Annotated in this window: 22 protein-coding genes and 2 pseudogenes; 18 read left to right on the top strand and 6 right to left on the bottom strand. The window is 64.3% G+C overall.

The window, feature by feature from the left end; all coding sequences use genetic code 11:
- The 4 genes and pseudogenes from EOA49_RS33560 to EOA49_RS18890 form a co-directional block, all read left to right on the top strand.
- Positions 1–158: pseudogene (locus EOA49_RS33560) on the top strand (ABC transporter permease); the annotation flags it as partial.
- Positions 159–186: 28 nt separating this feature from the next.
- Positions 187–1257: an ABC transporter substrate-binding protein gene (locus tag EOA49_RS18880; protein WP_066988891.1), complete on the top strand. Its 1071-nt coding sequence runs from the start codon at positions 187–189 to the stop codon at positions 1255–1257.
- Positions 1258–1460: 203 nt separating this feature from the next.
- Positions 1461–2063 carry a cupin domain-containing protein gene (locus EOA49_RS18885; RefSeq protein WP_095823847.1) on the top strand — a complete coding sequence of 201 codons (603 nt, stop codon included), beginning with the start codon at positions 1461–1463 and terminating at the stop codon, positions 2061–2063.
- Positions 2053–3138: an ABC transporter ATP-binding protein gene (locus tag EOA49_RS18890; protein WP_067327789.1), complete on the top strand. Its 1086-nt coding sequence runs from the start codon at positions 2053–2055 to the stop codon at positions 3136–3138. The genes EOA49_RS18885 and EOA49_RS18890 overlap by 11 nt, the downstream gene beginning before the upstream one ends.
- Before the next feature lie 9 nt (positions 3139–3147).
- On the opposite strand, the gene EOA49_RS18895 is transcribed toward EOA49_RS18890, so the two are convergent.
- Positions 3148–3849 (bottom strand): GntR family transcriptional regulator, encoded by a 702-nt coding sequence (locus EOA49_RS18895; protein ID WP_066988885.1) that lies wholly within the window; start codon positions 3847–3849, stop codon positions 3148–3150.
- Positions 3850–4075: 226 nt separating this feature from the next.
- Here EOA49_RS18895 and EOA49_RS18900 point away from each other — a divergent pair, with 226 nt between their 5' ends.
- From EOA49_RS18900 to EOA49_RS18940, 9 genes are all read left to right on the top strand, one after another.
- On the top strand, positions 4076–5116 hold the full coding sequence (locus EOA49_RS18900; protein ID WP_127242147.1) for an ABC transporter substrate-binding protein: 1041 nt from the start codon (positions 4076–4078) through the stop codon (positions 5114–5116).
- Positions 5117–5192: 76 nt separating this feature from the next.
- Entirely contained in the window at positions 5193–6275 is a 1083-nt protein-coding gene (locus EOA49_RS18905) for an ABC transporter ATP-binding protein (protein ID WP_127243293.1), read from the top strand.
- Positions 6272–7195, top strand: a complete 924-nt coding sequence (locus EOA49_RS18910) for an ABC transporter permease (RefSeq protein ID WP_067327791.1) — start codon at positions 6272–6274, stop codon at positions 7193–7195. Before EOA49_RS18905 ends, EOA49_RS18910 begins: the two co-directional genes overlap by 4 nt.
- A complete protein-coding gene (locus EOA49_RS18915; protein ID WP_127241851.1) occupies positions 7192–7992 on the top strand; it encodes an ABC transporter permease in 801 nt (266 codons plus the stop codon). The genes EOA49_RS18910 and EOA49_RS18915 overlap by 4 nt, the downstream gene beginning before the upstream one ends.
- Before the next feature lie 24 nt (positions 7993–8016).
- Positions 8017–9603 carry a gamma-glutamyltransferase gene (gene ggt / locus EOA49_RS18920; protein ID WP_127241852.1) on the top strand — a complete coding sequence of 529 codons (1587 nt, stop codon included), beginning with the start codon at positions 8017–8019 and terminating at the stop codon, positions 9601–9603.
- Positions 9604–9653: 50 nt separating this feature from the next.
- The gene (locus EOA49_RS18925) at positions 9654–11183 is read left to right on the top strand and encodes an acyl--CoA ligase (protein ID WP_127243292.1); all 1530 of its coding nucleotides are present in this window, start codon (positions 9654–9656) and stop codon (positions 11181–11183) included.
- Positions 11183–12160 (top strand): 2-dehydropantoate 2-reductase, encoded by a 978-nt coding sequence (locus tag EOA49_RS18930; RefSeq protein WP_127241854.1) that lies wholly within the window; start codon positions 11183–11185, stop codon positions 12158–12160. Before EOA49_RS18925 ends, EOA49_RS18930 begins: the two co-directional genes overlap by 1 nt.
- Positions 12161–12267: 107 nt before the next feature.
- Entirely contained in the window at positions 12268–12621 is a 354-nt protein-coding gene (locus EOA49_RS18935) for a nuclear transport factor 2 family protein (RefSeq protein WP_066988871.1), read from the top strand.
- A 184-nt stretch (positions 12622–12805) separates the two neighbouring features.
- The gene (locus EOA49_RS18940) at positions 12806–13153 is read left to right on the top strand and encodes an ArsC family reductase (protein ID WP_082954003.1); all 348 of its coding nucleotides are present in this window, start codon (positions 12806–12808) and stop codon (positions 13151–13153) included.
- A gap of 197 nt (positions 13154–13350) precedes the next feature.
- On the opposite strand, the gene EOA49_RS18945 is transcribed toward EOA49_RS18940, so the two are convergent.
- The 3 genes from EOA49_RS18945 to EOA49_RS18955 all read right to left on the bottom strand — a co-directional run bounded on the left by EOA49_RS18945 (position 13351) and on the right by EOA49_RS18955 (position 16032).
- Positions 13351–13698 (bottom strand): DUF488 domain-containing protein, encoded by a 348-nt coding sequence (locus EOA49_RS18945; RefSeq protein WP_067327797.1) that lies wholly within the window; start codon positions 13696–13698, stop codon positions 13351–13353.
- A 22-nt stretch (positions 13699–13720) separates the two neighbouring features.
- The gene (locus EOA49_RS18950) at positions 13721–14977 is read right to left on the bottom strand and encodes an aminopeptidase (RefSeq protein ID WP_127241465.1); all 1257 of its coding nucleotides are present in this window, start codon (positions 14975–14977) and stop codon (positions 13721–13723) included.
- Positions 14978–15117: 140 nt separating this feature from the next.
- Complete coding sequence (locus EOA49_RS18955) at positions 15118–16032, bottom strand: LysR substrate-binding domain-containing protein (protein WP_127241466.1); 915 nt, start codon at positions 16030–16032, stop codon at positions 15118–15120.
- Positions 16033–16127: 95 nt separating this feature from the next.
- Here EOA49_RS18955 and EOA49_RS18960 point away from each other — a divergent pair, with 95 nt between their 5' ends.
- The 3 genes from EOA49_RS18960 to sbmA all read left to right on the top strand — a co-directional run bounded on the left by EOA49_RS18960 (position 16128) and on the right by sbmA (position 18940).
- Positions 16128–16325 (top strand): hypothetical protein, encoded by a 198-nt coding sequence (locus tag EOA49_RS18960; RefSeq protein ID WP_095800927.1) that lies wholly within the window; start codon positions 16128–16130, stop codon positions 16323–16325.
- Between the two features lie 72 nt (positions 16326–16397).
- The gene (locus EOA49_RS18965) at positions 16398–17558 is read left to right on the top strand and encodes a YbfB/YjiJ family MFS transporter (protein WP_127241467.1); all 1161 of its coding nucleotides are present in this window, start codon (positions 16398–16400) and stop codon (positions 17556–17558) included.
- A gap of 122 nt (positions 17559–17680) precedes the next feature.
- Positions 17681–18940: a peptide antibiotic transporter SbmA gene (sbmA, locus tag EOA49_RS18970; RefSeq protein WP_127241468.1), complete on the top strand. Its 1260-nt coding sequence runs from the start codon at positions 17681–17683 to the stop codon at positions 18938–18940.
- A gap of 69 nt (positions 18941–19009) precedes the next feature.
- On the opposite strand, the gene EOA49_RS18975 is transcribed toward sbmA, so the two are convergent.
- A complete protein-coding gene (locus tag EOA49_RS18975; RefSeq protein WP_127241469.1) occupies positions 19010–20014 on the bottom strand; it encodes a polysaccharide deacetylase in 1005 nt (334 codons plus the stop codon).
- 202 nt (positions 20015–20216) lie between these two features.
- Here EOA49_RS18975 and EOA49_RS18980 point away from each other — a divergent pair, with 202 nt between their 5' ends.
- Positions 20217–20882 carry a tetratricopeptide repeat protein gene (locus tag EOA49_RS18980; RefSeq protein ID WP_066999055.1) on the top strand — a complete coding sequence of 222 codons (666 nt, stop codon included), beginning with the start codon at positions 20217–20219 and terminating at the stop codon, positions 20880–20882.
- A gap of 6 nt (positions 20883–20888) precedes the next feature.
- Positions 20889–22319 carry a ribosome biogenesis GTPase Der gene (der, locus tag EOA49_RS18985; protein ID WP_067327802.1) on the top strand — a complete coding sequence of 477 codons (1431 nt, stop codon included), beginning with the start codon at positions 20889–20891 and terminating at the stop codon, positions 22317–22319.
- Positions 22320–22427: 108 nt separating this feature from the next.
- Here der and EOA49_RS18990 read toward each other — a convergent pair.
- Positions 22428–22737 (bottom strand): annotated as a pseudogene (locus tag EOA49_RS18990) (LysR family transcriptional regulator); the annotation flags it as partial.

The following is a 22737-nucleotide window of genomic DNA, read 5'->3' on the forward strand; positions in this document are numbered from 1 at the left end:
GACAGCTCTACATCTGGAGCCAACTGCGCTTCCCGCGTTCGCTGCCGACGGTGATGGCGCTCGGAACGGTGATCCTGGCCGTGTCCTTCGTCATCGCCACCCTCGCCGAGATCCTGCGCCATCGCGGCCTCGGCGCCGCGCGCCGCAATCCAGCCTGAACCACAACAAAGAAAGAGGAGAACGAAAATGACAGTCCATCTGAAATCGATCACGGGATACAAAGCCCGCGCAGGCCTAGCCGCACTCGCCCTGGCGCTGTCGTCGACCGTCGCTTTGGCCGCCGACAAGCTGCAATATTTCACCTGGTCGGGCTACGAGCTGCCCGACTTCAACAAGAGCTTCCTTACCGCGCATCCGGACGGCGTCGAGGCGACGATCTTCGGCGATGACGACGATGCCTTCACCAAGGTCAAGGCCGGCTTCCGGCCCGACATCGCCCATCCCTGCTACGACAAGGTGGCGCGCTGGAACAAGGAAGGCCTGCTGCAGCCGATCGACACCAAGCGCATCAAGAACTGGGATTCGATCTTTCCGGTGTTCAAGAACCTGCCCGACCTGCAGGCCGGCGACGGCAAGGTCTGGATGGTGCCGTGGGACTGGGGCAACACCTCGATCCTCTACCGCACCGATCTGGTCAAGAACCCCGAGGCGAGCTGGAACCTTCTGTGGGACAAGCAATATGCCGGCCGCATGGCGACCATCGACGCCGTGCACGACACGCCGATCGTCGCGGCACTTCTGGCTGGCGTGAACCCCTTCGACATGACGCCGGAGCAGATGGAAAAAGTCGCGGCGAAACTGCGCGAGCAGCGGCCACTGCTGTCGAGCTACACCACCGACATGACCTCGGTCGAGCAGGCGCTGGCCAGCGGCCAGTTGGTCGCCGCCATGACCTGGAACGCGTCGGCCACATCGCTGAAGAAGCAGGGCGTGCCGGTCGAGTTCATGAAGCCGAAGGAAGGCATGCTCACCTGGGCCTGCGGCTTCGTCATGCTGAAGGACGCCAAGAACGTCGATCTCGCCTATGACTTCATCAACAGCCGGCTCGACGCCGACTCGGGCAAGTACCTCATCCAGTCCTACGGCTATGGCAGCTCGCTTTCGACCGCCTTCGCCGGCGTGTCGAAAGACGAACTGGACAAGCTGCAACTGCCGGCGGATCCCGACGTGATGCTGAAGAGCACGATCTTCACCGGACCGATGAAGCAGAACGACGACGTCGCCAAGATGTTCGAGAAGGTGAAAGCCGGCGGCTGAGCGCACTTTCCTTCTCCCCCTTTGGGAGAAGGTGGATCGGCGCGCAGCGTCGAGACGGATTAGGGTGCGTGACGGATCGCCGTCTTTGCCAAGCTGGAACACCCCTCATCCGTCGCGTTCGGCGACACCTTCTCCCACAAGGGGAGAAGGGGGAGTCTGGCGGCGCTGCGCCGCACCGGTGGAAAGACAACAAGGACTATTTGATGGACATTGCTGACGAGGCAAAACCGAAGGACGATGCCGACGTCCGTGTCGGCCGGCGCGTGCGGGCGCTAAGGCTCGAGCGCAAGCTGTCGCTGGCCGAGCTCGCAGCCAAGGCCGGCATATCGATCGGCGCGCTCAGCCAGATCGAGCGCGGCATGTCCTCGCTGCGCGTCAAGGTGATCTGGCCGCTGGCCGCCGCCCTCGACATCGAGCCCTCGGCCCTGATCGCCGACGGCGATGAAGCGGTCAACGACCTCTACTGCGTGCGCGCCGACAAGCGGCGCGCAATCCCGGTCAAGTCCGAGGGCATCGCCAAGGCGCTGCTCTCGCCGCCCGCCGCCACACTCACCGGAATGCTGGTGACGGTCGAGGCCGGCGGCGGCACCGCCGAAGCTTATGCCCATGCCGGCCACGAATTCGGCTTCGTGATGACGGGCGAGGTCGAGCTGGTGGTTGACGCCACGGCCTATGTGCTGAAGGCCGGCGACAGCTTTGGCTTCAAGAGCACGCTGCTGCATGCCTTCCGCAATCCGGGCGCCGAGCGCTGCCAGATTCTGTGGGTCAACACGACAAAACCCTCCGAGGTGCGCGATGGCGCCTGACGCGCTCGTTCGTCTAGAGAACGTCTCGAAGGTCTTCCCGGGCGGCGTGGTCGGGCTCGATGCGGTCGATCTCGACATTGCGGCGGGCGAGTTCCTGACCCTGCTCGGCCCCTCAGGCTGCGGCAAGACGACGAGCCTGCGCGTCATCGCCGGCTTCGAGAGCCCGACCAGCGGCAACGTGCTGCTCGAAGGCGGTGACATCACCGGTCTGAGGCCCTTCGACCGTCCGGTCAACACCGTCTTTCAGGACTATGCGCTGTTCCCGCATATGGACGTCGCGGCGAATGTCGGCTTCGGCCTCTCGCTGCGCAAACTGTCCGGCACCGAGCAGGCCAAGCGCGTCGGTCAGGCGCTTGACATGGTCGGCCTAGCCGACAAGCTGCGCGCCCGCATCTCCGAACTGTCGGGCGGTCAGCGCCAGCGCGTCGCGCTTGCCCGCGCCATCGTCTGCGAGCCGCGTGTGCTCTTGCTCGACGAGCCGCTGTCGGCGCTCGACGCGCATCTGCGTGAGCAGATGCAGGTCGAGCTCAAGCGACTGCAGTCCCGGCTCGGCACCACCTTCGTCATGGTCACGCACGACCAGACCGAGGCGCTGTCGATTTCCGACCGCATCGTCGTCATGAACAAGGGCCGCATCGAACAGATCGCGCCGCCCGCGACGCTTTACGACCGTCCGGCGACGCGGTTCGTCGCCTCGTTCATCGGCACCATGAATCTCCTGCAGTCACGCTTTGTCGGGCGCGACGGCGAGCGGCTGCGGTTTACCGCCGGCGAGCTGCCGCTGGTGGCCATACCGGAAACCGGCGAGATACCGGCTGTCGGCGACGCACGAACCATCGGCGTTCGTCCGGAGGATCTTGTGGCGGCCACCGAGGCCGCCGAAGGCACCGCGCCGGCGCGGGTGAGTGGCATCGTCTTCCACGGTCGCACGCTGCGCCTTCACGCCGAACTGGGGCAGGGGACTGCAATTGTCATCGATGCTCCACGCCGCGCCGACGGTTTTCGATTCAGCATCGGCGACGTAGCGCACGTCAGCCTGCGGCGTGGCGCCAACTGCCCTGTGCTCTCGAACTGATCGCCGGCCTCACGAAGCCTTGGCGAAAAAGCCCTGATAATCGGACTTGGCCTGCAGCAGGCGCAGGATGTTCTCGCGCGAGCCGCGCACATGCGCGCGAGCGCGCTCGCCGGCCAAAGCGACATCACCGGCGCAGATCGCGTCGACGATGCCCGTATGCTCCTCGCGGGTGAGCTTCCACTCGTCCAGCCACAGAAGCTCGGTCCACACATATTGCTGGCATTTGTCGAGGATGCCGCAAAGCATGCCGTGCAGCATCTCGTTGCCGCTGATCTCGGCGATCACCCGGTGCAGATCGATGCCGACCTGCAGCTCCTCGAATTTCTCTCGTGTGCTGCGGTCGGGGATTGCCGCCAGCCGTTCGCATTCGGCGAGCATGTCGCGCAGCCGCGCCTTGTCGGCGGCGGTCGCGTTCGCCGCCGCCAGCTCGGTCGCGCGCCCGTCGAGCAGCTCGCGAATGTCGAAGGCCTCGCGGAACATGGTCAGGTTGAACTCGGCAACGATATAGCCCTGGCGCGGACGTCCGATCACCAGGCCGTCGCGCTCGAGACGGTTGAAGGCTTCGCGCACCGGCGTGCGGCTCACCTTCAGGCGCTCGGCGATCTCGTTCTCGGTCACGCGGCCGCCTGGCGGGATCTGGCCGGTGATGATCAACGCCTTCAGCTTCTCGAACACCGAATCGCGCAGCGTGTTCTTTCTCTCCTTGCTCAAGCGTCCCGCCTCCAACGGTCAGTCACGGATTCGCAGTCTAGTGCCTTTTGGCTCCTGCTTGAAACAGGGCCGTGTCAAACGCTCCCGACCCGAAGCCTCAACTCATCGCCGCCCAAAATACGCTCGGCACATGTTGACATCGGCTTCCGGAGAATTACACTCAAAATTGTATACAAATTCGCATACCAAATCAACGATAATGGGAACACCGGTTGGAGAAGCGAAAATGACGAAGAGACTTTGCATTCACGGTCTGGCCGTAGCCGGCCTACTGGCCTCGGCCGCCGTTCCGGCCTCGGCCGCCGACACCATCACCGTCGCCTCATGGGGCGGCACCTATCAGGAGGCACAGACCAGGGCCTTCTTCGATCCGACGGCCAAGGAGCTCGGCATCACCATCAAGCAGGACACTACCAACGGCCTCGACGACGTGCGCCTGCAGGTCACCGGCAATGCGGTGAAATGGGACATCACCGAGCTTGGCGCCGACGAATGCGCGCGCGGTTCCAAGGAGGGCCTGTTCGAAAAGCTCGACTACAACGTCATCGACAAGAGCGGCATCAACCCGAAGCTCGTCCATGACGACTGGGTTGGCATCTCTTACACGTCCGTCGTGCTGATCTACCGGACCGATGTTTTCGGCGACAAGGGACCGAAGACCTGGGCCGATTTCTGGGACGTGGAAAAATTCCCGGGCCGGCGGGCGCTCTCCGGCAGCCAGGCGACGGAGACACTGAGCGTCGCGGCGCTCGCCAAAGGCACTCCGATCGACAAGGTCTATCCGGTCGACATCGACGGCGCGCTGCAATCCGTCGACAAGGTCAAGGGTCACATCGACGCCTGGTGGACATCGGGCGCGCAGGCCATGCAGCTCGTCAAGGACGGCGAGGTCGACATGGCGAGCATCTGGAACGGCCGCGCCGGCACCTTGAGGAAGGAAGGCGCACCCGTCAGCTTCTCCTTCGACCAGGGTGTGCTTACCGCCGACTGCATGGTCATCCCGAAGGGCTCGAAGAACAAGGACCTCGCGATGAAAGCGCTGGCCAAGTTCGTCAGCCCCGACCTCCAGGCCAATCTGCCGCTCTATGTCGACAACGGCCCGGCCAACGAGAAGGCCTTCGAGACCGGCAAGATCCCGCAGGAGCGCATCAAGGACATCAACTCCGCGCCCGATAACGTCAAGAAGCAGGTGCTTCAGGATCCCGAGTTCTGGCGCGACAACCTCGTCGAGGCGACCGAGAAGTTCAACAACCTGATCCAGCAATGACGACTGCGCGGCGGAGCGGCGCGCAGAGGCGCTGCTCCGCCGCGCTATCAATGATCCGGAGTTGAAGGAGATGCTCTTGTCTCTTGCGCCGTCAGCGCTCCCCATCGGCATCCACGGTATCGAGAAGCGCTTCGGCGCGCTCTCCATCCTGAGCGATCTCAGCCTCGATGTCGCGGCCGGTGAATTCCTGACGCTGCTCGGTCCGTCGGGGTCGGGAAAGACCACGCTGCTGATGATCCTGGCCGGATTCGTGCGAGCCAATGCCGGCTCGATCAAGGTCGGCGGCGAGGAGATCATCACCATGCCGCCACACAAGCGCAACATCGGCATGGTGTTCCAGAACTATGCGCTATTTCCCCACATGAACGTCTTCCACAACATTGCCTTTCCGCTGAAGCAGCGGCGCGTATCGGCGGTGGAAACGGCCGAGCGTGTCGAGCGGGCGCTGGACCTGGTGCAACTGAAAGGTCTCGGCCAGCGCCGCGTCGACCAGCTTTCCGGCGGCCAGCGCCAGCGCGTGGCTTTGGCCCGCGCCATCGTCTTCGAGCCGCGCATCGTGCTGATGGACGAGCCGCTGTCGGCGCTCGACAAAGGCTTACGCGAGCACATGCAGATCGAATTGCGCAACCTGCATCGGCGGCTCGGCATGACGACGGTCTACGTCACGCATGACCAGCGCGAGGCGATCACCATGTCCGATCGCATCGCGGTCATGAATGCCGGACGCATCGAGCAGATCGACCAGCCCGAGGTGCTCTACGCCCGGCCTAAGACGAAGTTCGTCGCCGGCTTCATCGGCGAATCCAATTTCATCCCGGTCAAATGCCGCAACGGCAGCGTCTGGTATGAGGATCGGAAGCTGCGCATGAATGACCCGGCGCCGTCCGCCGGTCGGCACTTGATGGTGGTGCGGCCGGAGAAATTGCGGCTGCTCGCCGACGCGGATCAGGCACGTCCCGTCAACGCGCTGCCGGCAACGGTCGGCGATGTCATCTATCAGGGCGACAGCTTCATCTGCTATGCGACGCTTCGCGACGGCCGCCAGGTGACGCTGCGCGACTATTGTCGCAGGGACGTGCTGGCGAAGCTGCCGGCGCCGGGCGAGCCGATCGCGCTCGGCATCGATGCCCAGGACGTCGTGCTGGTGTCGGATCAATGAGCGTCGGGTCCGCCAGTCTTGGTCACGCCGTCGGGCAGGACGGGGAACTCAACGCCTGGGCATTGCGCTCGGATGCCAGGCGCCAGGCGCTGGGGCTTCTGGCGCTGCTGTCGCCCGGGCTGTTCCTGGTATTCGCCGTCATCATCGTACCGATCGGCTGGCTGTTCTGGTTGTCGTTGTTCGACGAGAGCGGCCAGCTCAGCCTCGCCAATTACGCGCGCTTCTTCGAGCAGGCGTCCTACATCAAGACCTTCGCGACCACCTTCAAGGTTGCCTTTGTTGTCACCGGCGCCTGCGTGCTGTTCGGCTACCCGCTGGCCTATATGCTGTCGCAACTGCCGCGCCGCGCCGCCTCGATCTGCCTGATCTTCGTCATCCTGCCGTTCTGGACCTCGGTGCTGGTGCGCACCTATGCCTGGCTGGTCATCCTGCAGCGCAAGGGGCTGATCAACAATTGGCTGATCGATCTCGGCGTGATCGCCCAGCCGCTGCCGCTCGCCAACAATTTTGCCGGCGTCGTCATCGGCATGACCCACATCATGCTGCCCTTCCTGGTGCTACCGCTCTATGCTTCGATGAAGACCATCGATGTCGACTGCCTGCGCGCCGGCATGAATCTCGGCGCCAGCCCCGCCGCCACCTTCCGGCAGATCTTTTTCCCGCTGTCGCTGCCGGGCCTCGCCTCCGGCGTGGTCATCGTCTTCGTGCTTTGCCTCGGCTTTTTCGTCACGCCGGCGCTGATGGGCGGCGGCAAGGTCATCATGTGGGCGATGCGCATGGAGCAGGCGACCAGCCTCTACTCGAACTGGGGCGCGGGAGCTGCGCTCGGCGTCGTGCTGCTTGCCGTCACGCTGGCGCTGCTCGGCTTCTTCCAGTGGCTGCTCGGCGCGCGCGCCACCGGCGTTTGGAGCCAGCGATGAGCGCCGAAAGCAGCCTGCCTATAACGCATTGGCAACGCCTCTGGCTCTATCTGCTGGGCGGCCTCGTCATGCTGTTTTTGATCGCGCCCTCGGTGATTATTGTCATCATGTCCTTCTCCGGCTCGACGCTGCTGCAGTTCCCGCCCGAGCAATGGTCGCTGCGCTGGTATGAGAGCTATTTCGGTTCCGTCGAATGGCGCGACGCCACCATCGTCTCGGTGAAGGTGGCGGTGATGACCGCGATCGTGGCGACGCCGCTCGGCACCGCAGCTGCCTATGCCATCAACGCCGGCACGCTCAGGCTGACCGGCGCCATCAATGCGCTGCTCACGGCGTCGCTGATCATTCCGGTCATCCTGATCGGCATCGGCACTTTCTTTCTCTATGCCCGCATCGGTCTCAACAACACGCTGATCGGCCTCGTCATCGCCCACACCGTCCAAGCGTTGCCGCTGGTCGTGCTCACCGTCCTGTCGGGGTTGCGCTCTTACGACATGAACCAGGAGATGGTGGCGCGCAGCCTTGGCGCCGGCCGCTTCGCGGCCTTTCTCCAGGTGACCATGCCGCAGTTGCGCTTCTCGATCGTCTCGGGCGCGCTCTTTGCCTTCATCACCTCCTTCGACGAGGTGGTGGTGTCGCTCTTCATCTCGGGCGGTGAGACCACGACGCTGACGCGCCGCATGTTCAATGCATTGCGCGACCAGATCGATCCGACGATTGCCGCCATTTCGACTTGCCTGATCGTGCTATCGATCGTCTTGTTGTCCGCCGCCCAGCTTTTCGGCCGCGGACGTTGAGAATACAGGGATACCTCGAACAGAATGCGTGATTTCCAGTTTCCAGGCCGCTCGCCGGTCCGCGCCACCGAAGCCATGGCCGCGACCTCGCATCCGCTCGCCACACTTGCCGCCATCGACATGTTGCGGTCCGGCGGCAACGCCATGGATGCGGCTGTCTGCGCCGCGGCCGTGCAGGCGGTTGTCGAGCCGCAGTCCACCGGCATCGGCGGCGACTGCTTCGTGCTCTACTGCCCGAAGGGAGAAGGCAATGTGATCGCCTTCAACGGCTCCGGCCGCGCGCCCCAGGCCGCTACGGTCGACTGGTATCTGGAGAGAGGTTTCAGCGAGCTGCCGAAGCAGGGCGCGCACGCGGTCACGATTCCCGGCGCCGTCGACGCCTGGTGTCGGCTGTTGGAAGACCATGGCCGAAAGGGCATAGCCGAAGCGCTCGCTCCCGCCATCCATTACGCCGAACAAGGCTACGTCGTACACGACCGCGTCGCCTTCGACTGGGAGGATCCGGAAACCGACCTGTCGGCCGACGAAGTGGCGGCGCGCATTTTCCTCCCGGGCGGCAAGCCGCCAAAGCCCGGTGATGTGCATCGCCAGCCGGAACTGGCGGAAACGCTGCGCATCATCGCTAAGCGCGGCCGCGCCGGTTTCTACGAAGGCGCTGTTGCGGAAGACATCGTCGGTCGGCTTCGCCAACTCGGCGGCCTTCATACGCTGGACGATTTCGCCGCGACGAAGGGCGACTACAAGACGCCGGTCAGCACCTCCTATCGCGGTCATGACATCCACCAGATGCCGCCGAACAATCAGGGCCTGACCGCGCTATTGATGCTGAACGTGCTCTCAGGCTTCGATCTCGGCGCGCTTGAACCGAATGGCGCAGAGCGCCTGCATCTGGAGATCGAGGCCGGCCGGCTGGCCTATCGCGACCGCGACAACCTGCTCGCGGATCAGGATCACGTTGCGGTGCCGGTGAAGGAACTCCTCTCCATCGCCTATGCCGACCGGCTGCGCGCCGAGATCGACCGGGAACGCGCCATGACGCATTTGCCGCGCGTCGATTTGCCGGGCAGCGACACGGTCTACATCACCGTCGTCGACCGCGACCGGAACGCGGTGAGCTTCATCAACTCGACCTATTATTCCTTCGGCAGCGGCGTCGTCGGTCCGAAGACCGGCGTCGTGCTGCAGAACCGCGGCACTTCGTTCCGGCTCGATCCGAAGCATCCGAACGCAATAGCGCCGGGCAAGCGGCCGATGCACACGATCATGCCGGGCATGATGGTGAGGGACGGCCGTGCCGTGATGCCCTTCGGCGTCATGGGCGGCGGCTATCAGCCCTTCGGCCATGTCCATCTTTTGACCAACATGATCGACTTCGGCATGGATCCGCAGCAGGCCTTGGATGCGCCGCGCGTCTTTTACAATCACGACGTCGTGGAAGCCGAGCGAAGCGTGCGTCCCGATACGGTCGAAGGCCTGCGCCGCCGCGGCCATCGTGTTGTCGAGCCAGACCATCCGCTCGGCGGCGGGCAGGCGGTGCTCATCGATTGGGAAAAAGGCACGCTGACCGGCGCCTCCGATCCGCGCAAGGACGGCTTGGCGCTCGGATACTGAGCAGCCCTTTGCTGGACATCGGCCGATCGTTCGAAACATAGTCTGGAACCATGACAACAAGCGAAAAACCCTTTGATCTTGCTCATCGCCTCGCGCCCGGCGCCGAAGATGCGCCAGCCATCGCCGCGCCCGACCGGACAGTCCTCTCGCATGGGGGGCTGCGCCGTCTGATCCAAGAGACCGTGAGCCGGCTCAACACGCTCGGCATCGGCCGTGGCGACCGCGTTGCCATCGTGCTGCCGAACGGCCCGGAGATGGCAACGGCCTTCATCGCGGTCGCCGCAGCCGCGTCCACAGCGCCGCTCAATCCAGCCTACCGGGCCGACGAGCTCGATTTCTATCTGAGGGACATCGGCGTCAAGGCGATCCTTGTCGGCAAGGACGAGCAAGGACCCTCGGTCGAAGTTGCCGAACGCCTCGGCATTGCGGTGCTGCGGCTGGCGGTGCCTGAAGGCGCGCCGGCCGGCATCTTCACCATCGAGGGCGGCCCGGTCGGGCCGCCGGTTGCCTCCGGCTTGGCCGAAGACAGCGACACCGCTCTCCTTCTGCATACCTCCGGCACTACATCGCGGCCGAAGCTGGTGCCGCTCAGCCACGCCAACCTCGCCGCCTCGGCCGCGCATATCGGCGCCACGCTGGGCCTGGGCTCGGCCGACCGCTGCCTCAACATCATGCCGCTGTTTCACATCCACGGGCTGATCGCGGCGGTGCTGTCCTCGCTCGCCGCCGGCGCCAGCGTCTTCTGCACGCCGGGCTTCAACGCGCTGCGCTTTTTCCAATGGCTCTCCGAAGCGAAGCCAACCTGGTATACGGCGGTGCCGACGATGCATCAGGCGATCCTGCCGCGCGCCGCGCGCAATCCCGAGCAACTGGCCGAAGCGAAGCTGCGTTTCATCCGCTCGTCGTCGGCCTCACTCCCGGCGCAGGTCATGGCAGAGCTGGAGGCGACTTTCGGCTGTCCGGTGATCGAGGCCTACGGCATGACCGAGGCTGCGCACCAGATGGCGTCCAACCGGCTGCCACCCGGACTGCGCAAGCCGGGCAGCGTCGGCGCCTCGGCCGGACCGGAAGTGGCCGTCATGGCGCCGGATGGAAGGCTGCTCGAGCCCGGCGAGATCGGCGAGATCGTCATTCGCGGCCCGAACGTCACCGCCGGCTACGAGAAGAATCCGGACGCCAACGCCAGCGCCTTCGCGCATGGCTGGTTCCACACCGGCGACCAGGGCGTGCTGGACGAGGACAATTATCTGCGCGTTACCGGCCGGCTGAAGGAGATCATCAATCGCGGCGGCGAAAAGATCTCTCCGCTCGAGGTCGATGGCGTGCTGATGGATCATCCGGCGGTGGCGCAGGTCGTCACCTTCGCCATGCCGCATGACAAGCTCGGCGAGGAAGTGGCTGCCGCTGTCGTGCTGCGGGAAGGCCAGAGCGCCAGCGAGGCCGACATTCGCGGCTTTGCCGCGACGCGGCTCGCCGATTTCAAGGTGCCGCGCAAGGTGGTGATCCTGGACGAGATCCCAAAGAGTGCCACCGGCAAATTGCAGCGCATCGGCCTCGCGGCAAAGCTCGGTTTGAGCTGATGCGCATTACAGTCTTCGGCGCCGGCGCCATCGGCGGCTATCTCGCCGCCAAGCTGGCGATTGCCGGCCGCGTCGATCTGTCGATCGTCGCGCGCGGCGCGCATCTCGAAGCGATCCATGCCGATGGCCTACGCCTGATCGAGGACGGCAAGGAGACGATCGCCCGGGTGAGGGCAGTGGCCACGACCGAAGAACTCGGCATTCAGGATTACGTGGTGCTGGCGCTGAAAGCGCATTCTCTGGCGCCGGCGCTGGGCGAGATTGCACCGCTGCTGGGCGAGGGGACAGCCGTCGTCACCATGCAGAACGGCGTGCCCTGGTGGTACTTCTACAAGGCCGGCGGCGCGCTCGAAGGCACGCGGCTTGATGCGGTCGATTCAGGCGGAAGGATCTGGGAGACCATCGGGCCTGAGCGCATCATCGGCTCCGTCGTCTATCCGGCCGTCGAGGTCGATGCGCCCGGGCGGATCCGCCATGTCGAGGGCACGCGCTTTTCGCTCGGCGAGCCTTCGGGCGAAAAAAGCGAGCGGGTGACTGTGCTGGCGCGCGAGATGGTCAAGGCCGGGCTGCAGGCGCCGGTCCGCGAGGACATACGTTCGGAAATCTGGGTGAAGCTTTGGGGCAATCTTTCGTTCAACCCGATCTCGGCGCTGACCGGCAGCACGCTTGCGGCGATCGTCGCCGATGAAGGCACGCGGGCCGTCGCCCGCGCCATGATGCTGGAGGGGCAGGCGATTGGGGAGCTCCTCGGCGTGCGCTTCGTGATCCCCGTCGACCGGCGCATCAAGGGGGCCGGCGACGTCGGCGAGCACAAGACCTCGATGTTGCAGGACCTCGAACGCGGCCGCCCGATGGAGGTCGACGCGCTGGTAACGGCAGTGCAGGAGCTTGGCCGCCTGACCGGCCAGCCGACGCCGGCCATCGACACCGTGCTGGCGCTGGTGCGCCGGCTGGCGATCGAGCGCGGGTGTTATTAGCAGACCGGCATTCGATCCTGACACGATTTGTCAGCTACCGACGCTTCGGCGATGGCAGGTCACGAGGGAGCTCCCTATCTCGGGTCTGTCCAAACCGGGAGGAAATCATGACCACTGCCGAAGTCGCCAAGCATTTCACCGAACTCCTCAAGCAGGGCGACAACCGCGGCGCTGCCGCGAAATACAATGCCGACAACATCGTCAGCTACGAGGCGATGGAAGGGCCCATGGCCGTTTGCAGCGGCAGGGACGCTGTAAAGCAGAAGGGCGAATGGTGGGAAGCGAACCATGAGGTTCACGGCGGCTCGATCGAGGGCCCCTACGTCAATGGCGACCAGTTCGCCTTGCGCTTCACCTTTGACGTGACGCCCAAATCTACCGGCGAACGCGTCAAAATGGATGAGGTTGGCCTCTATACGGTCAAGAACGGCAAGATCAGCGAAGAGCGCTTCTACTATTGAAGCCGATCGGCGTCTGGCATTCCGAATCTTCGTTGCAGGATCTGAAAATCAGACATGGCGGCCAAGATGATATTCCGGCCGCCATGGAGAGCGCCAAATCGTCTTCACGTAGTCACGCTGGCAAAGCGGGCAAGGCAAGCCTAGGATTCGGCCAGATTCGCAATCCATCCGCCCGAGGTCCGAATTGACGATCACCATGTACGGCATCACCACCTGCGACACGATCAAGAAGGCGCGCGTCTGGCTGGAGAGCCGCGACCTTCCCTACCGCTTCCATGACTATCGCGCCGAAGGGATCGAGGCGGAAAGGCTGAATGGCTGGGTCGATAAGGTCGGCTGGGAGAGACTGCTCAACAAGGGCAGCACGACTTTTCGCGAACTGCCGGAGAAGGATAAGGAAGCGCTCGACGAGAAGAAAGCGAAGAAGCTGATGCTCGCCAAGCCCACTATCATCAAGCGGCCCGTGCTGGAGGTGGGTGGTCGCATCTTGGTTGGTTTCAAGCCGGATGTTTATGAAGAGGCGGTGAAGTAGGATTCGGCAGGCGCGGCACACTATCCCTCGTCATCCTAGGGCGAGCAACGAGCGAAGCGACGCGCGCAGACCCTAGGATTCCATGCCGCGACGCTAAAGCGTTGTGGCGGTTTAAGAGTTCTGCTCCGTTGCGTCCTTCGGTGACAGTCACGGCATGGATCCTCGGGTCAAGCCCGAGGATGACGACGAGAGAGAGGTTACTCCCTCCGCAAATACCCCATCAACGCCACCGCATTGTTATGCGCCTCGTCATGCGCGCCGAAGAGCAGCGTCACCTTGCCGTGGCGCAGCAGTTCTCGCAGCTGCGCCACAGCCTCCTCGTTGCCGTCCAGCTCGGCGCAGTACCGCTTCTGGAACTCCGGCCATCGTTCGAGATCATGCCCGAACCATTTGCGCAGTTCGGTGCTCGGCGCGATCTTCTTCAGCCAAAGGTCCAGCGCGGCGTCCTTCTTGGAGACGCCGCGCGGCCAGACGCGGTCTACCAGCACACGCTGGCCATCGCTCCTCTCCGGCGCTTCGTAGACGCGCTTTACCGCCACGTCCAAGGCTGTCTCCGCGTCGGGTCTCTCAGGCCCACTCGCCCTTGCGCATCACCGGCACGCGGCTGCCGTCCTTGCCGACGCCGTCGATGTCGATCTTGTCCGAGCCGATCATCCAGTCGATGTGGATGAAACTCTTGTTGCCGCCGCGCTCGGCAATCTCGTCCTGGCTGAGCGAGGCGCCGTTGACGAAGCACTTCGAATAGCACTGTCCGAGCGCGATGTGGCAGGCGGCGTTCTCGTCGAACAGCGTGTTGAAGAACAGCAGGCCGCTCTTCGAGATCGGCGAGGAATGCGGCACCAGCGCCACTTCGCCGAGCCGGCGCGCGCCCTCGTCGGTGTCCAGCACCTTCTTCAGAACGTCCTCGCCCTTCGAGGCCTTGGCCTCGACGATCCGACCGCCCTCGAAGCGCACCGAGATCTCGTCGATCAGCGTGCCCTGGTAGGAGAGCGGCTTGGTCGAGGAGACATGGCCTTCGACGCGCCTCGCATGCGGCGTGGTGAAGACTTCCTCGGTCGGGATGTTCGGATTGCAGGTGATGCCGTTCTTCGCCGTCGAAGCGCCGCCCATCCATTCATGACCTTCCGCCAGGCCGACGGTGAGGTCGGTGCCCGGTCCGGTGAAATGCAGCGCGTGGAAATTGTGCTCGTTCAGCCATTTCGTGCGCTCGGCCAAGACCGCGTTGTGCGCCTTCCAGTTGCCGATCGGATCCTCGACATCGACGCGCGAGGCCGAGAAGATCGCGTCGGCGAGCCTCACCACCGCGACATCGTCGGGCTCGCCCGGGAACACTTGGCGAGCCCAGGCAACATCCGGATATGCCACGATGTTCCAGTTGATGTCGAAACCGGTGATCTTTTCGAGCGCCGGCTGGTACGCCATCGAATTCGCCTTGTTGGCCCGCGCCACCTTGGCCGGGTCCTGCGCCGACAGCAGAGACGGATCCTCGCCGCGCACCGCAAGCCGCGCCGCATTGTTGGCGAAGGCTTTCGCCATGCCTTCGTAAAGCCAGCCGGCGGCGCGGTCGAAGCCGGCGTCGGCGCCATAGCGGAAACGCGCCAGCGTGATCTCGTCGTCGTTGAAGATCGGCGTCACCAGCCCGGCGCCGGCCTTATAGGCATGCTCGACGATGCGCCGGGTCAGCGGCAGCGCCGCGATCGAGGACGTCAGCACCAGGTCCTGTCCCGGCTGCAGCTGCAGCCCGACCTTGACGGCGACTTCGGCCAGCCTGTCGAGCTTCACCGGGTCGATGGTTGCCGAGACGCCGCGCGAATGTGTGGTCATGATCCTGCCTGCCATGATTGTGGGGTCTGATCCTTACATAGACCGCTGCGCCCGGCCTTTCCACCGCGATCGACTGGGCCTCCAGGCATGATCGCGAAAAGTGCATGGCGGCGTTCGGACAAGATCATGCTCAAACGAGCTCAGGCGGCGCTGTCGAGCGCCCGGAACTGCGCCTTGGTCGCTTCGATCTCCTCGCGGACCCAGGCCTTGAAGTCGCGCACCTTTCGGCTTTCGCTTTTGGTGGCCGAGGTCACCATCCAGTAGCCGAGCCCGCTTTCAGCTCGCACGCCGAAAGGGGCGACCAGCCGGCCATCGGCCAGCGCATCGGCGGTCAGCAATTGCCAGGCGAGCATCACGCCATGGCCGGCGATTGCAGATTCCAGGCAGAGCATCGGATCGGTGAAGCGCGCGCCTTTTTGGAAAGTGACCGGCTCGACGCCGGCCGCCTTGAACCAGCTATCCCAGCTGATCATTGCCCGCTCGTCGGTGATGGCGCAGGTCCGCGCCAGGTCCTCGATCGAGTTCAGCTTGGCCGCGATCGCTGGTACGCAGACCGGAAACACTTCCTGCGCCAAAAGCAGCTCCGCGTTTACTCCCGGCCAAGCGCCGTCGCCCATCCGAATCGCAATGTCGATATCGGAATGGTCGAGATCGGCGAGCCTGCCTGAAGCGTCTATGCGCAAGAGCACGTTGGGAAGGCGGGCAAAATGCCGCGACAGCCTGGGCAACAGCCATTTCGAGGCGAAGGCGGGCGCCACCGACACCACCAGGGTACATTCCGTTGCCTCGTCGGCCAACGCCACCGCTTGCGCAAGCTCGCGGAAGCCGGCGCTCAGCCGGGCCGTGAAAACGATGCCAAATTCCGTCGTCACGAGTCCGCCGGACGTCCGCTCGAACAGCGCCTGCCCCAGCTGTTTTTCCGTGCGCTTGATCTGCTGGCTGACGGCGCTGACCGAAACATTGAGTTCGGCAGCCGCCGCGGCAAGCGATCCAACGCGGGCAACGGTTTCGACGGCACGCAAGCCATTGAGGTGGACACGGTTCAGGATCGTCATCCAGTTTTTCTAAACTTGCTGGTCTCAAATCTCAATTGAAACGTGCCGAAGAAAAGGGGATTCTAGCGAGGCAAACCGGGCTTGGAGGCAGGTCGATGAAGATTTTCTCTTTGCTGAAGGGGCTTTCGGGCGCTGAGCCAAGACAGGCTTGGCAGGACGACGGCGAGATTGCCCGCTGGACGGTCGATCCTCTGTCGCATCCGGTGCTGGACTCGATGTCGGAGCGCGAGCTCGGCGATATGCCGTTCCGGCTCACGGCCGGCCGCACGGTGTACGAGACGGCTTGCCGCTGAAGGCGGGCCTAGCCGGCCTGGCCCAATGCAATCGCATTGTTTCGCACTTGCACACATTTATGCTGCGCTGCAATGAAAGCCGCTTCGCCATCTCCCTTGCGCGTTGCCCTCGCCGGCATGACGGCTCTCGCCGTCGCCATGGGCATCGGCCGCTTCGTCTACACGCCGATCCTGCCCGGCATGATGGAAGAGTTGCACCTGACGCCGGCAGACGCCGGCTGGATCGCTTCCGCTAACTATCTCGGCTATCTCATTGGCGCGCTCGCCGCGGCCGGCGGCTGGGCGCATGGCCGCGAGCGTCTGCTGATGTTCGCAAGCCTTGCCGCGAGCGCCGTGTTCGCGGCTCTGATGGGACTGAACGAGACGATGGCCGCTTTCCTCGCCATTCGTTTTCTCGCCGGCCTGGCCAGCGCCTTCGTCATGGTTTTCATGTCGTCGATCGTCTTCAGCCATCTTGCAAAGGCAGGCCGCGGCGATCTGCAAGCGCTGCATTTCGGCGGTGTCGGCCTGGGCATTGCGGCGTCCTCGGCGCTGCTGGCCATCCTCGTCACGGCCCATGCCGGCTGGCCCGCGGGCTGGCTATGGTCGGGAGCAATTTCCGCTGTCGGCCTGCTCCTCGTCGCGATCCTCGCGGGCTCCGCCACGCCCGCCAATGGCGTCGATGGGCCTGAACCGGCGTTGCCGAAGGATAGATCGCTGACGAAGATAATCCTTGCCTATGGGCTGTTCGGCTTGGGCTATGTGGTGACGGCCACTTTTCTGGTCGCCATCGTTCGCCAGGACGGCGGCGGACGTGTCTTCGAGGCCTCGGTCTGGATGATCGCCGGTCTTGCCGGCTTCCCCTCGACCTGGTTCTGGCAAAAGCTCGCCGGCAGGATCGGGCTTTATACGGCCTATGCCGTGAGCTGCCTGGTCGAAGTGGTCGGCGTCACCGCCAGCGTCGTCGTCAAAGGTTTCAGCGGGCCGCTTCTGGCTGCCATTTTGCTCGGCGGCACGTTCATCGCCATCACCGCGTTCGGCCTGCAGGCAGCAAGGCAGCTTGCGCCGCAGGCGCCGCGCCGCATCTTCGCGGTGATGACCGCCGCCTTCGGCCTCGGCCAGATCATCGGTCCGATCGCCGCCGGCTTGCTCGCCCAGGCCTCGGGCAATTATGTGCTCGCCTCGATCATGGCGGCTGCCGCTCTGCTGGTCTCCGGCGTCGTTGCCTGGTCGGCTGCACCAAAATCGCCATGATTTGTGGTCTTGTTCGGTGCCGAGCGCCGGGCCGGGCATTTTCTTTCCCAGTAATGTGTGACCTTATGCCCGCCGAACAGCAACGCCGCTGATTTGCGGTCAGACCGAGGAAACCCGCCACAGTGTTCGTATCCTTCTTCCCGCAGCCGAAGCTTTTCTTCACCTCGGCCGCCCTCTGGAGCCTTGCGGCGATCCTGTTCTGGTTCTTCGGCGGCGAACAGCTGGGCGCCATCCTCGGCATGCCGCCGGCGGCTGCGGGTGCGCCGCCCATCATCGGCATCGCGGTTCTATGGTCGAAGCCGTTCTTGTGGTTCTACATGTACTTCGTGGCCTGTGTGGCGATCTTCTACGCGTTCTGGAGCTGGTATGCTCCGCATCCGTGGCAGAACTGGTCGATCCTGATGACCGCCGTCATTCTCTTCTTCATCTATTTCAACGTGCAGGTCAGCGTCGCCGTCAACAACTGGTACGGACCTTTCTTCGATTATGTCCAGGGGCTGATGTCCGGAACGACGCCATCGACTGACATCGAGTTCTACAGGGGGTTGGCCGACTTCTCCTGGCTGGCGCTGGTCGGCATGAACGTGCAGGTGGTCAACGCCTTTATCGTCAGCCACTGGATCTTCCGCTGGCGCACGGCGATGAACGACTACTTCATGGCGAACTGGGGCCGGCTGCGCCACATCGAGGGCGCTTCGCAGCGCATCCAGGAAGATACGATGCGCTTCTCGCAGATCATGGAGGACCTGGGCTCGAGCTTCGTCCAGTCGATCATGACCCTCATCGCCTTCCTGCCGGTGATGATCCAGCTGCAAGCGCACATCACCGAGTTGCCGATCCTGGGCGCGGTGCCGCAGCCCCTGGTCGTTGCCGCGCTGGGGTGGTGCATATTCGGCACGGCCTCGGTGATGCTCGCCGGCATCAAGCTGCCGGGCCTCCAGTTCCGCAACCAGCGCGTCGAGGCCGCCTATCGCAAGGAACTCGTCTACGGCGAAGACCATCCCGACCGGGCGCAGCCGGCGACGACGACGGAACTGTTCGACAATGTGCGCCGCAACTACTTCAGGCTCTATTTCCACTACATCTATTTCAACGTCGTCCGGTACACCTACCTGCAGGCCGACAACATCTTCTCGCTGCTGATCCTCGGGCCCTCGCTGGTTGCGCACAAGATCACCTTCGGTGCGCTGAACCAGATTTCGAACGCCTTCGGCAAGGTGACGAATTCGATGCAGTTCCTGTTGAATTCCTGGTCGACCATCGTCGAGCTGCAGTCAGTGCACAAGCGCCTGCGCGCCTTCGAGGCGACGCTGGAAGGCGAGCCGCTGCCAGACATCGACCAGCGTTATCTCGCGCGGCAGAGCGCGGAGGATCCGGCCTGAACTCGGAACAATTGCGGAGCGCCTTTCCGTCCGGAATTGCGCCCAGGCAAGAGATTGGAAGTGGGCGGCTCAGCCGCCCACGGCAACCCGTGCATCGCCGGAGCGCTGCCGCTCGATATAGTCGCGGAAGCTGATGCATTCGACCTGCTCCATGACGCAGACTTCACCGGCAACGCGCTCCAGCGCGTTCCAGTAGGCGCCGGCATTCATCTGCGTGAAATGGAAGCCGAGCCCCAGCGGAAGTCGTTTGCCGTTGTATTGCGCATCGAAGGCTGCGCGAAACGCCCGATAGGCGCGGTCGGCGAACACGCCCGCCATCGACGGCTTCTCCAAGCCGCCCGAATGGCGAACATAGAGGTTGTAGTCCATCGCCACCACCCGCTTCGACTTCGGCCCTTCCGGAATCTGCGGCAATGCAAAGCGAGTGGTGCCGTTCTTCATCGCCGGCAGGGCAGGGCCGTTCGAGACACCGCTTGCGTCATATTGGAAGCCGGCCTCGGGCAGCGCTTCGTAAAGCGCCTTGCCGGTCGAGAGGTACGGCGCGCGAAAACCGATCACGGCATGGCGGGCGAATTCACGCCAGCCAGAGGGCTCGGGCGAAATGCCGTTGATCGCATAGGCGTTTTCGAGGACGCGGCCGAACGCCGAGAACTCGGCCAGCCAGTTGGCCTTGCTCCAGCCCTTGCCGTCGAAATGTCCGCAGGCATGACTGCCGATGTCGTGACCTTCGGCGGCCGCGAGCCGGATCTGTTGCAGCCGGTCCGCGACATCCTGCTCCGAGGCGGCGAAGCCGATATTCGATTTGCCGGCACCCTTGCCGGGCGCGACGTACTCGGCGCGCGTTTTCGGCGAGAGCAGGAAGACGCAGGACAGAAAATACGTGAAATGCGCGCCGGTGCGCTTTGCCAGCGCGCGGCTGCGCTCCCATTGCGAGATCTCGCGTGCGCTGTCGAAGGAGATAAGCACGATCTGCTTTGGTTTCGCCGCCATCGGTTTCGGCGGATCGGCAAGCGCCGTCCCAACGGAGCCAAGCCAGGCGAGGCTGAACGCAAGGACGCGGAACGAACGTGGCACTGGCAACCTTTTGGGCAACCTTTGGGGCTGTAGGAAAGCCGTCTATCGCCCAAATGTAGCATCGATGCGTTCCAGCAAGGCCTGTGGGGCACTGGGAGCCTCCGCCGATTTTCCGGCGATCCCCCTTCCATGCCGACGAAATTTCGCTAAAACGCGGGGCTCAAGAAGCGCTCCGTTCCGGGGCCGCAATGGTTTTTGATTGATGTCGGACGACAGTTTTATCCGCGAAGTCAACGAAGAGATTCGTCGCGAGCAGGCGCAGGCGCTGTGGGACCGCTTTGGTCCTGCCCTGCTCGGTGCCGCGATCCTGATCGTGGTGGCGACTGCCGCCTTCGTCGGCTACCGCTACTGGGACGAGACCCGCGCCAACCGGTCGGGCGATGCCTTCTCGCAGGCGCTCAAGCTCGCAAATGACGGCAAGAACGACGAGGCGATCGCTGCCCTCGATCAGCTGGAAAAGGATGGCTATGGCGCCTATCCGCTGCTCGCCCGCATGCGGGCCGCGACCGTCAAGGCCGACAAGGGAGACGTCGACGCCGCCGTCAAGGATTTCGATGCGGTCGCGGCCGACAGCGCCATTCCCGCAGGCATCCGCGACATGGCGCGATTGAGAGCGGCGCTGCTGCTGGTCGATCACGGCTCGTTTGCCGATGTTTCCAGCCGTGTCGAGGCGCTCACCGCCGACACCAATCCGCTGCGCAGCTCGGCGCGTGAGGCGCTCGGCCTTGCCGCCTGGAAGGAAGGCAAGTCGGCGGATGCGCTGAAACTGTTCGACCAGATCGCTTCGGATGACGGCGCCCCGCGCAATGCGCGCCAGCGGGCGCAGTTGATGTCCGAGCTGATCCGCGGGTCGGGCAACGCTTCGTGACCCCGGATGACGTTCAAAGTCGCCATCATCGGCCGGCCTAATGTCGGCAAATCGACTCTTTTCAATCGGCTGGTGGGAAAGAAGCTGGCGCTTGTCGACGACACGCCGGGCGTGACGCGCGATCGTCGCGTCCATGCCGCCAAGCTTTACGATCTTCACTTCGACGTCATCGACACCGCCGGCTTCGAGGATGCGGCGGCCTCGACGCTGCCCGGCCGCATGCGCCAGCAGACCGAGATCGCCATCCGCGAGGCCGACCTGATCTTCTTCACCGTCGATGCCAAGTCGGGCCTGATGCCCGACGACCGGACCTTCGCCGACGTGGTCCGCAAATCCGGCAAGCCGGTGGTGCTGGTGGCCAACAAGGCGGAAGCGCGAGGCGCGCAAGGCGGCATGCTGGAAGCCTGGGAACTCGGCCTCGGCGAGCCGATCCCCGTCTCGGCCGAGCATGGCCAAGGCATGCCCGATCTGCGCGATGCGGTGATCGCGGCACTCGGCGAGGAACGCGCCTTCGGCGAGGACGCGCAACAGCCGGGCGATGAGATCGCCGTGAGCGAGGTGCTTATCGGCGAGGATATCGCCGACCCCGACGCCGAGCCGGCCTATGACGAGACCAAGCCGCTGCGCATAGCCGTGGTCGGCCGCCCCAATGCCGGCAAGTCGACGCTGATCAATGCGCTGATCGGCGAGGAGCGGCTGCTGACCGGACCCGAGGCCGGCATCACCCGCGATTCCATCTCGGTCGACTGGGACTGGCGCGGCCGCCGGATAAAGCTGTTCGACACCGCCGGCATGCGGCGCAAGTCCAAAGTCCAGGAAAAGCTCGAGAAGCTTTCGGTGCAGGATGGCCTGCGCGCTATCCGCTTCGCCGAGATCGTCATCATCGTGCTCGACGCCACCATCCCCTTCGAGAAGCAGGACCTGCAAATCGCCGACCTGATCATTCGCGAGGGCCGCGCGCCGGTGATCGCCTTCAACAAATGGGACCTGATCGACAACCCGCAGGAGCTTCTGGCCGAGCTGCGCGAAAAGACCGAGCGGTTGCTTCCCCAAGTGCGCGGCATTCAGGCGGTGACGGTCTCTGCCGAGACCGGGCGCGGCCTCGATCGGCTGATGGACGCCGTCATCAAGACGCACAAGGTCTGGAACAGCCGCGTCTCGACCGGCAAGCTCAACCGCTGGCTAGAAGGCATTCTGGCGCATCATCCGCCGCCCGCCGTCGCCGGCCGCCGGCTGAAGATCAAATATGTCACGCAGGCAAAAACCCGGCCGCCGGGTTTCGTCGTCTCCTGCTCGCGCCCGGACGCGATGCCGCAATCCTATGTCCGCTACCTCTCGAACAGCCTGCGCGAGGCTTTCGACATGCCCGGCGTGCCGATCCGCATGGCGCTGCGCACCTCGGAGAATCCTTTCGCAGGTCGGGCGAAGAAGCGCTGAGCCCTTTGTTGGAAAGGGTCGGCAGCGCCCCTCCCGTCGTCATTCGCGGGTCTGTGCCGTGTCGCTTTGCTCCTTGCTCCGCTCGAGGATGAAGAATAGCGTGGAATCCTACGCGACCGCTCGCAAGCCCTCGCCGAAACGCGCTCCCTCCGGCAGCGTATCCACCGCCGCCTCCAGCAATATCTCTGCCAGCCGTGCCGCCACCGGATCGAGCTCGGCATCCTTCTGGTGCAGATGCAGCGCCATCATCGGCAGGAGCGGCAGCCCGAGCACGCCCGGCGCGATCGCCCTGACAGTGGCTGGCAGGCCGATATCGGTGCGGATCGTCAGCCCGAGACCCGCGGCGACCGCCGCCCAGATGCCGCCGAGGCTGGGACTCGAGAACGCCATGCGCCAGGCGAGGCCGGCGCGGTCGAGC

This window comes from Mesorhizobium sp. M1A.F.Ca.IN.020.04.1.1 (assembly GCF_003997315.1).
Classification (GTDB): domain Bacteria; phylum Pseudomonadota; class Alphaproteobacteria; order Rhizobiales; family Rhizobiaceae; genus Mesorhizobium.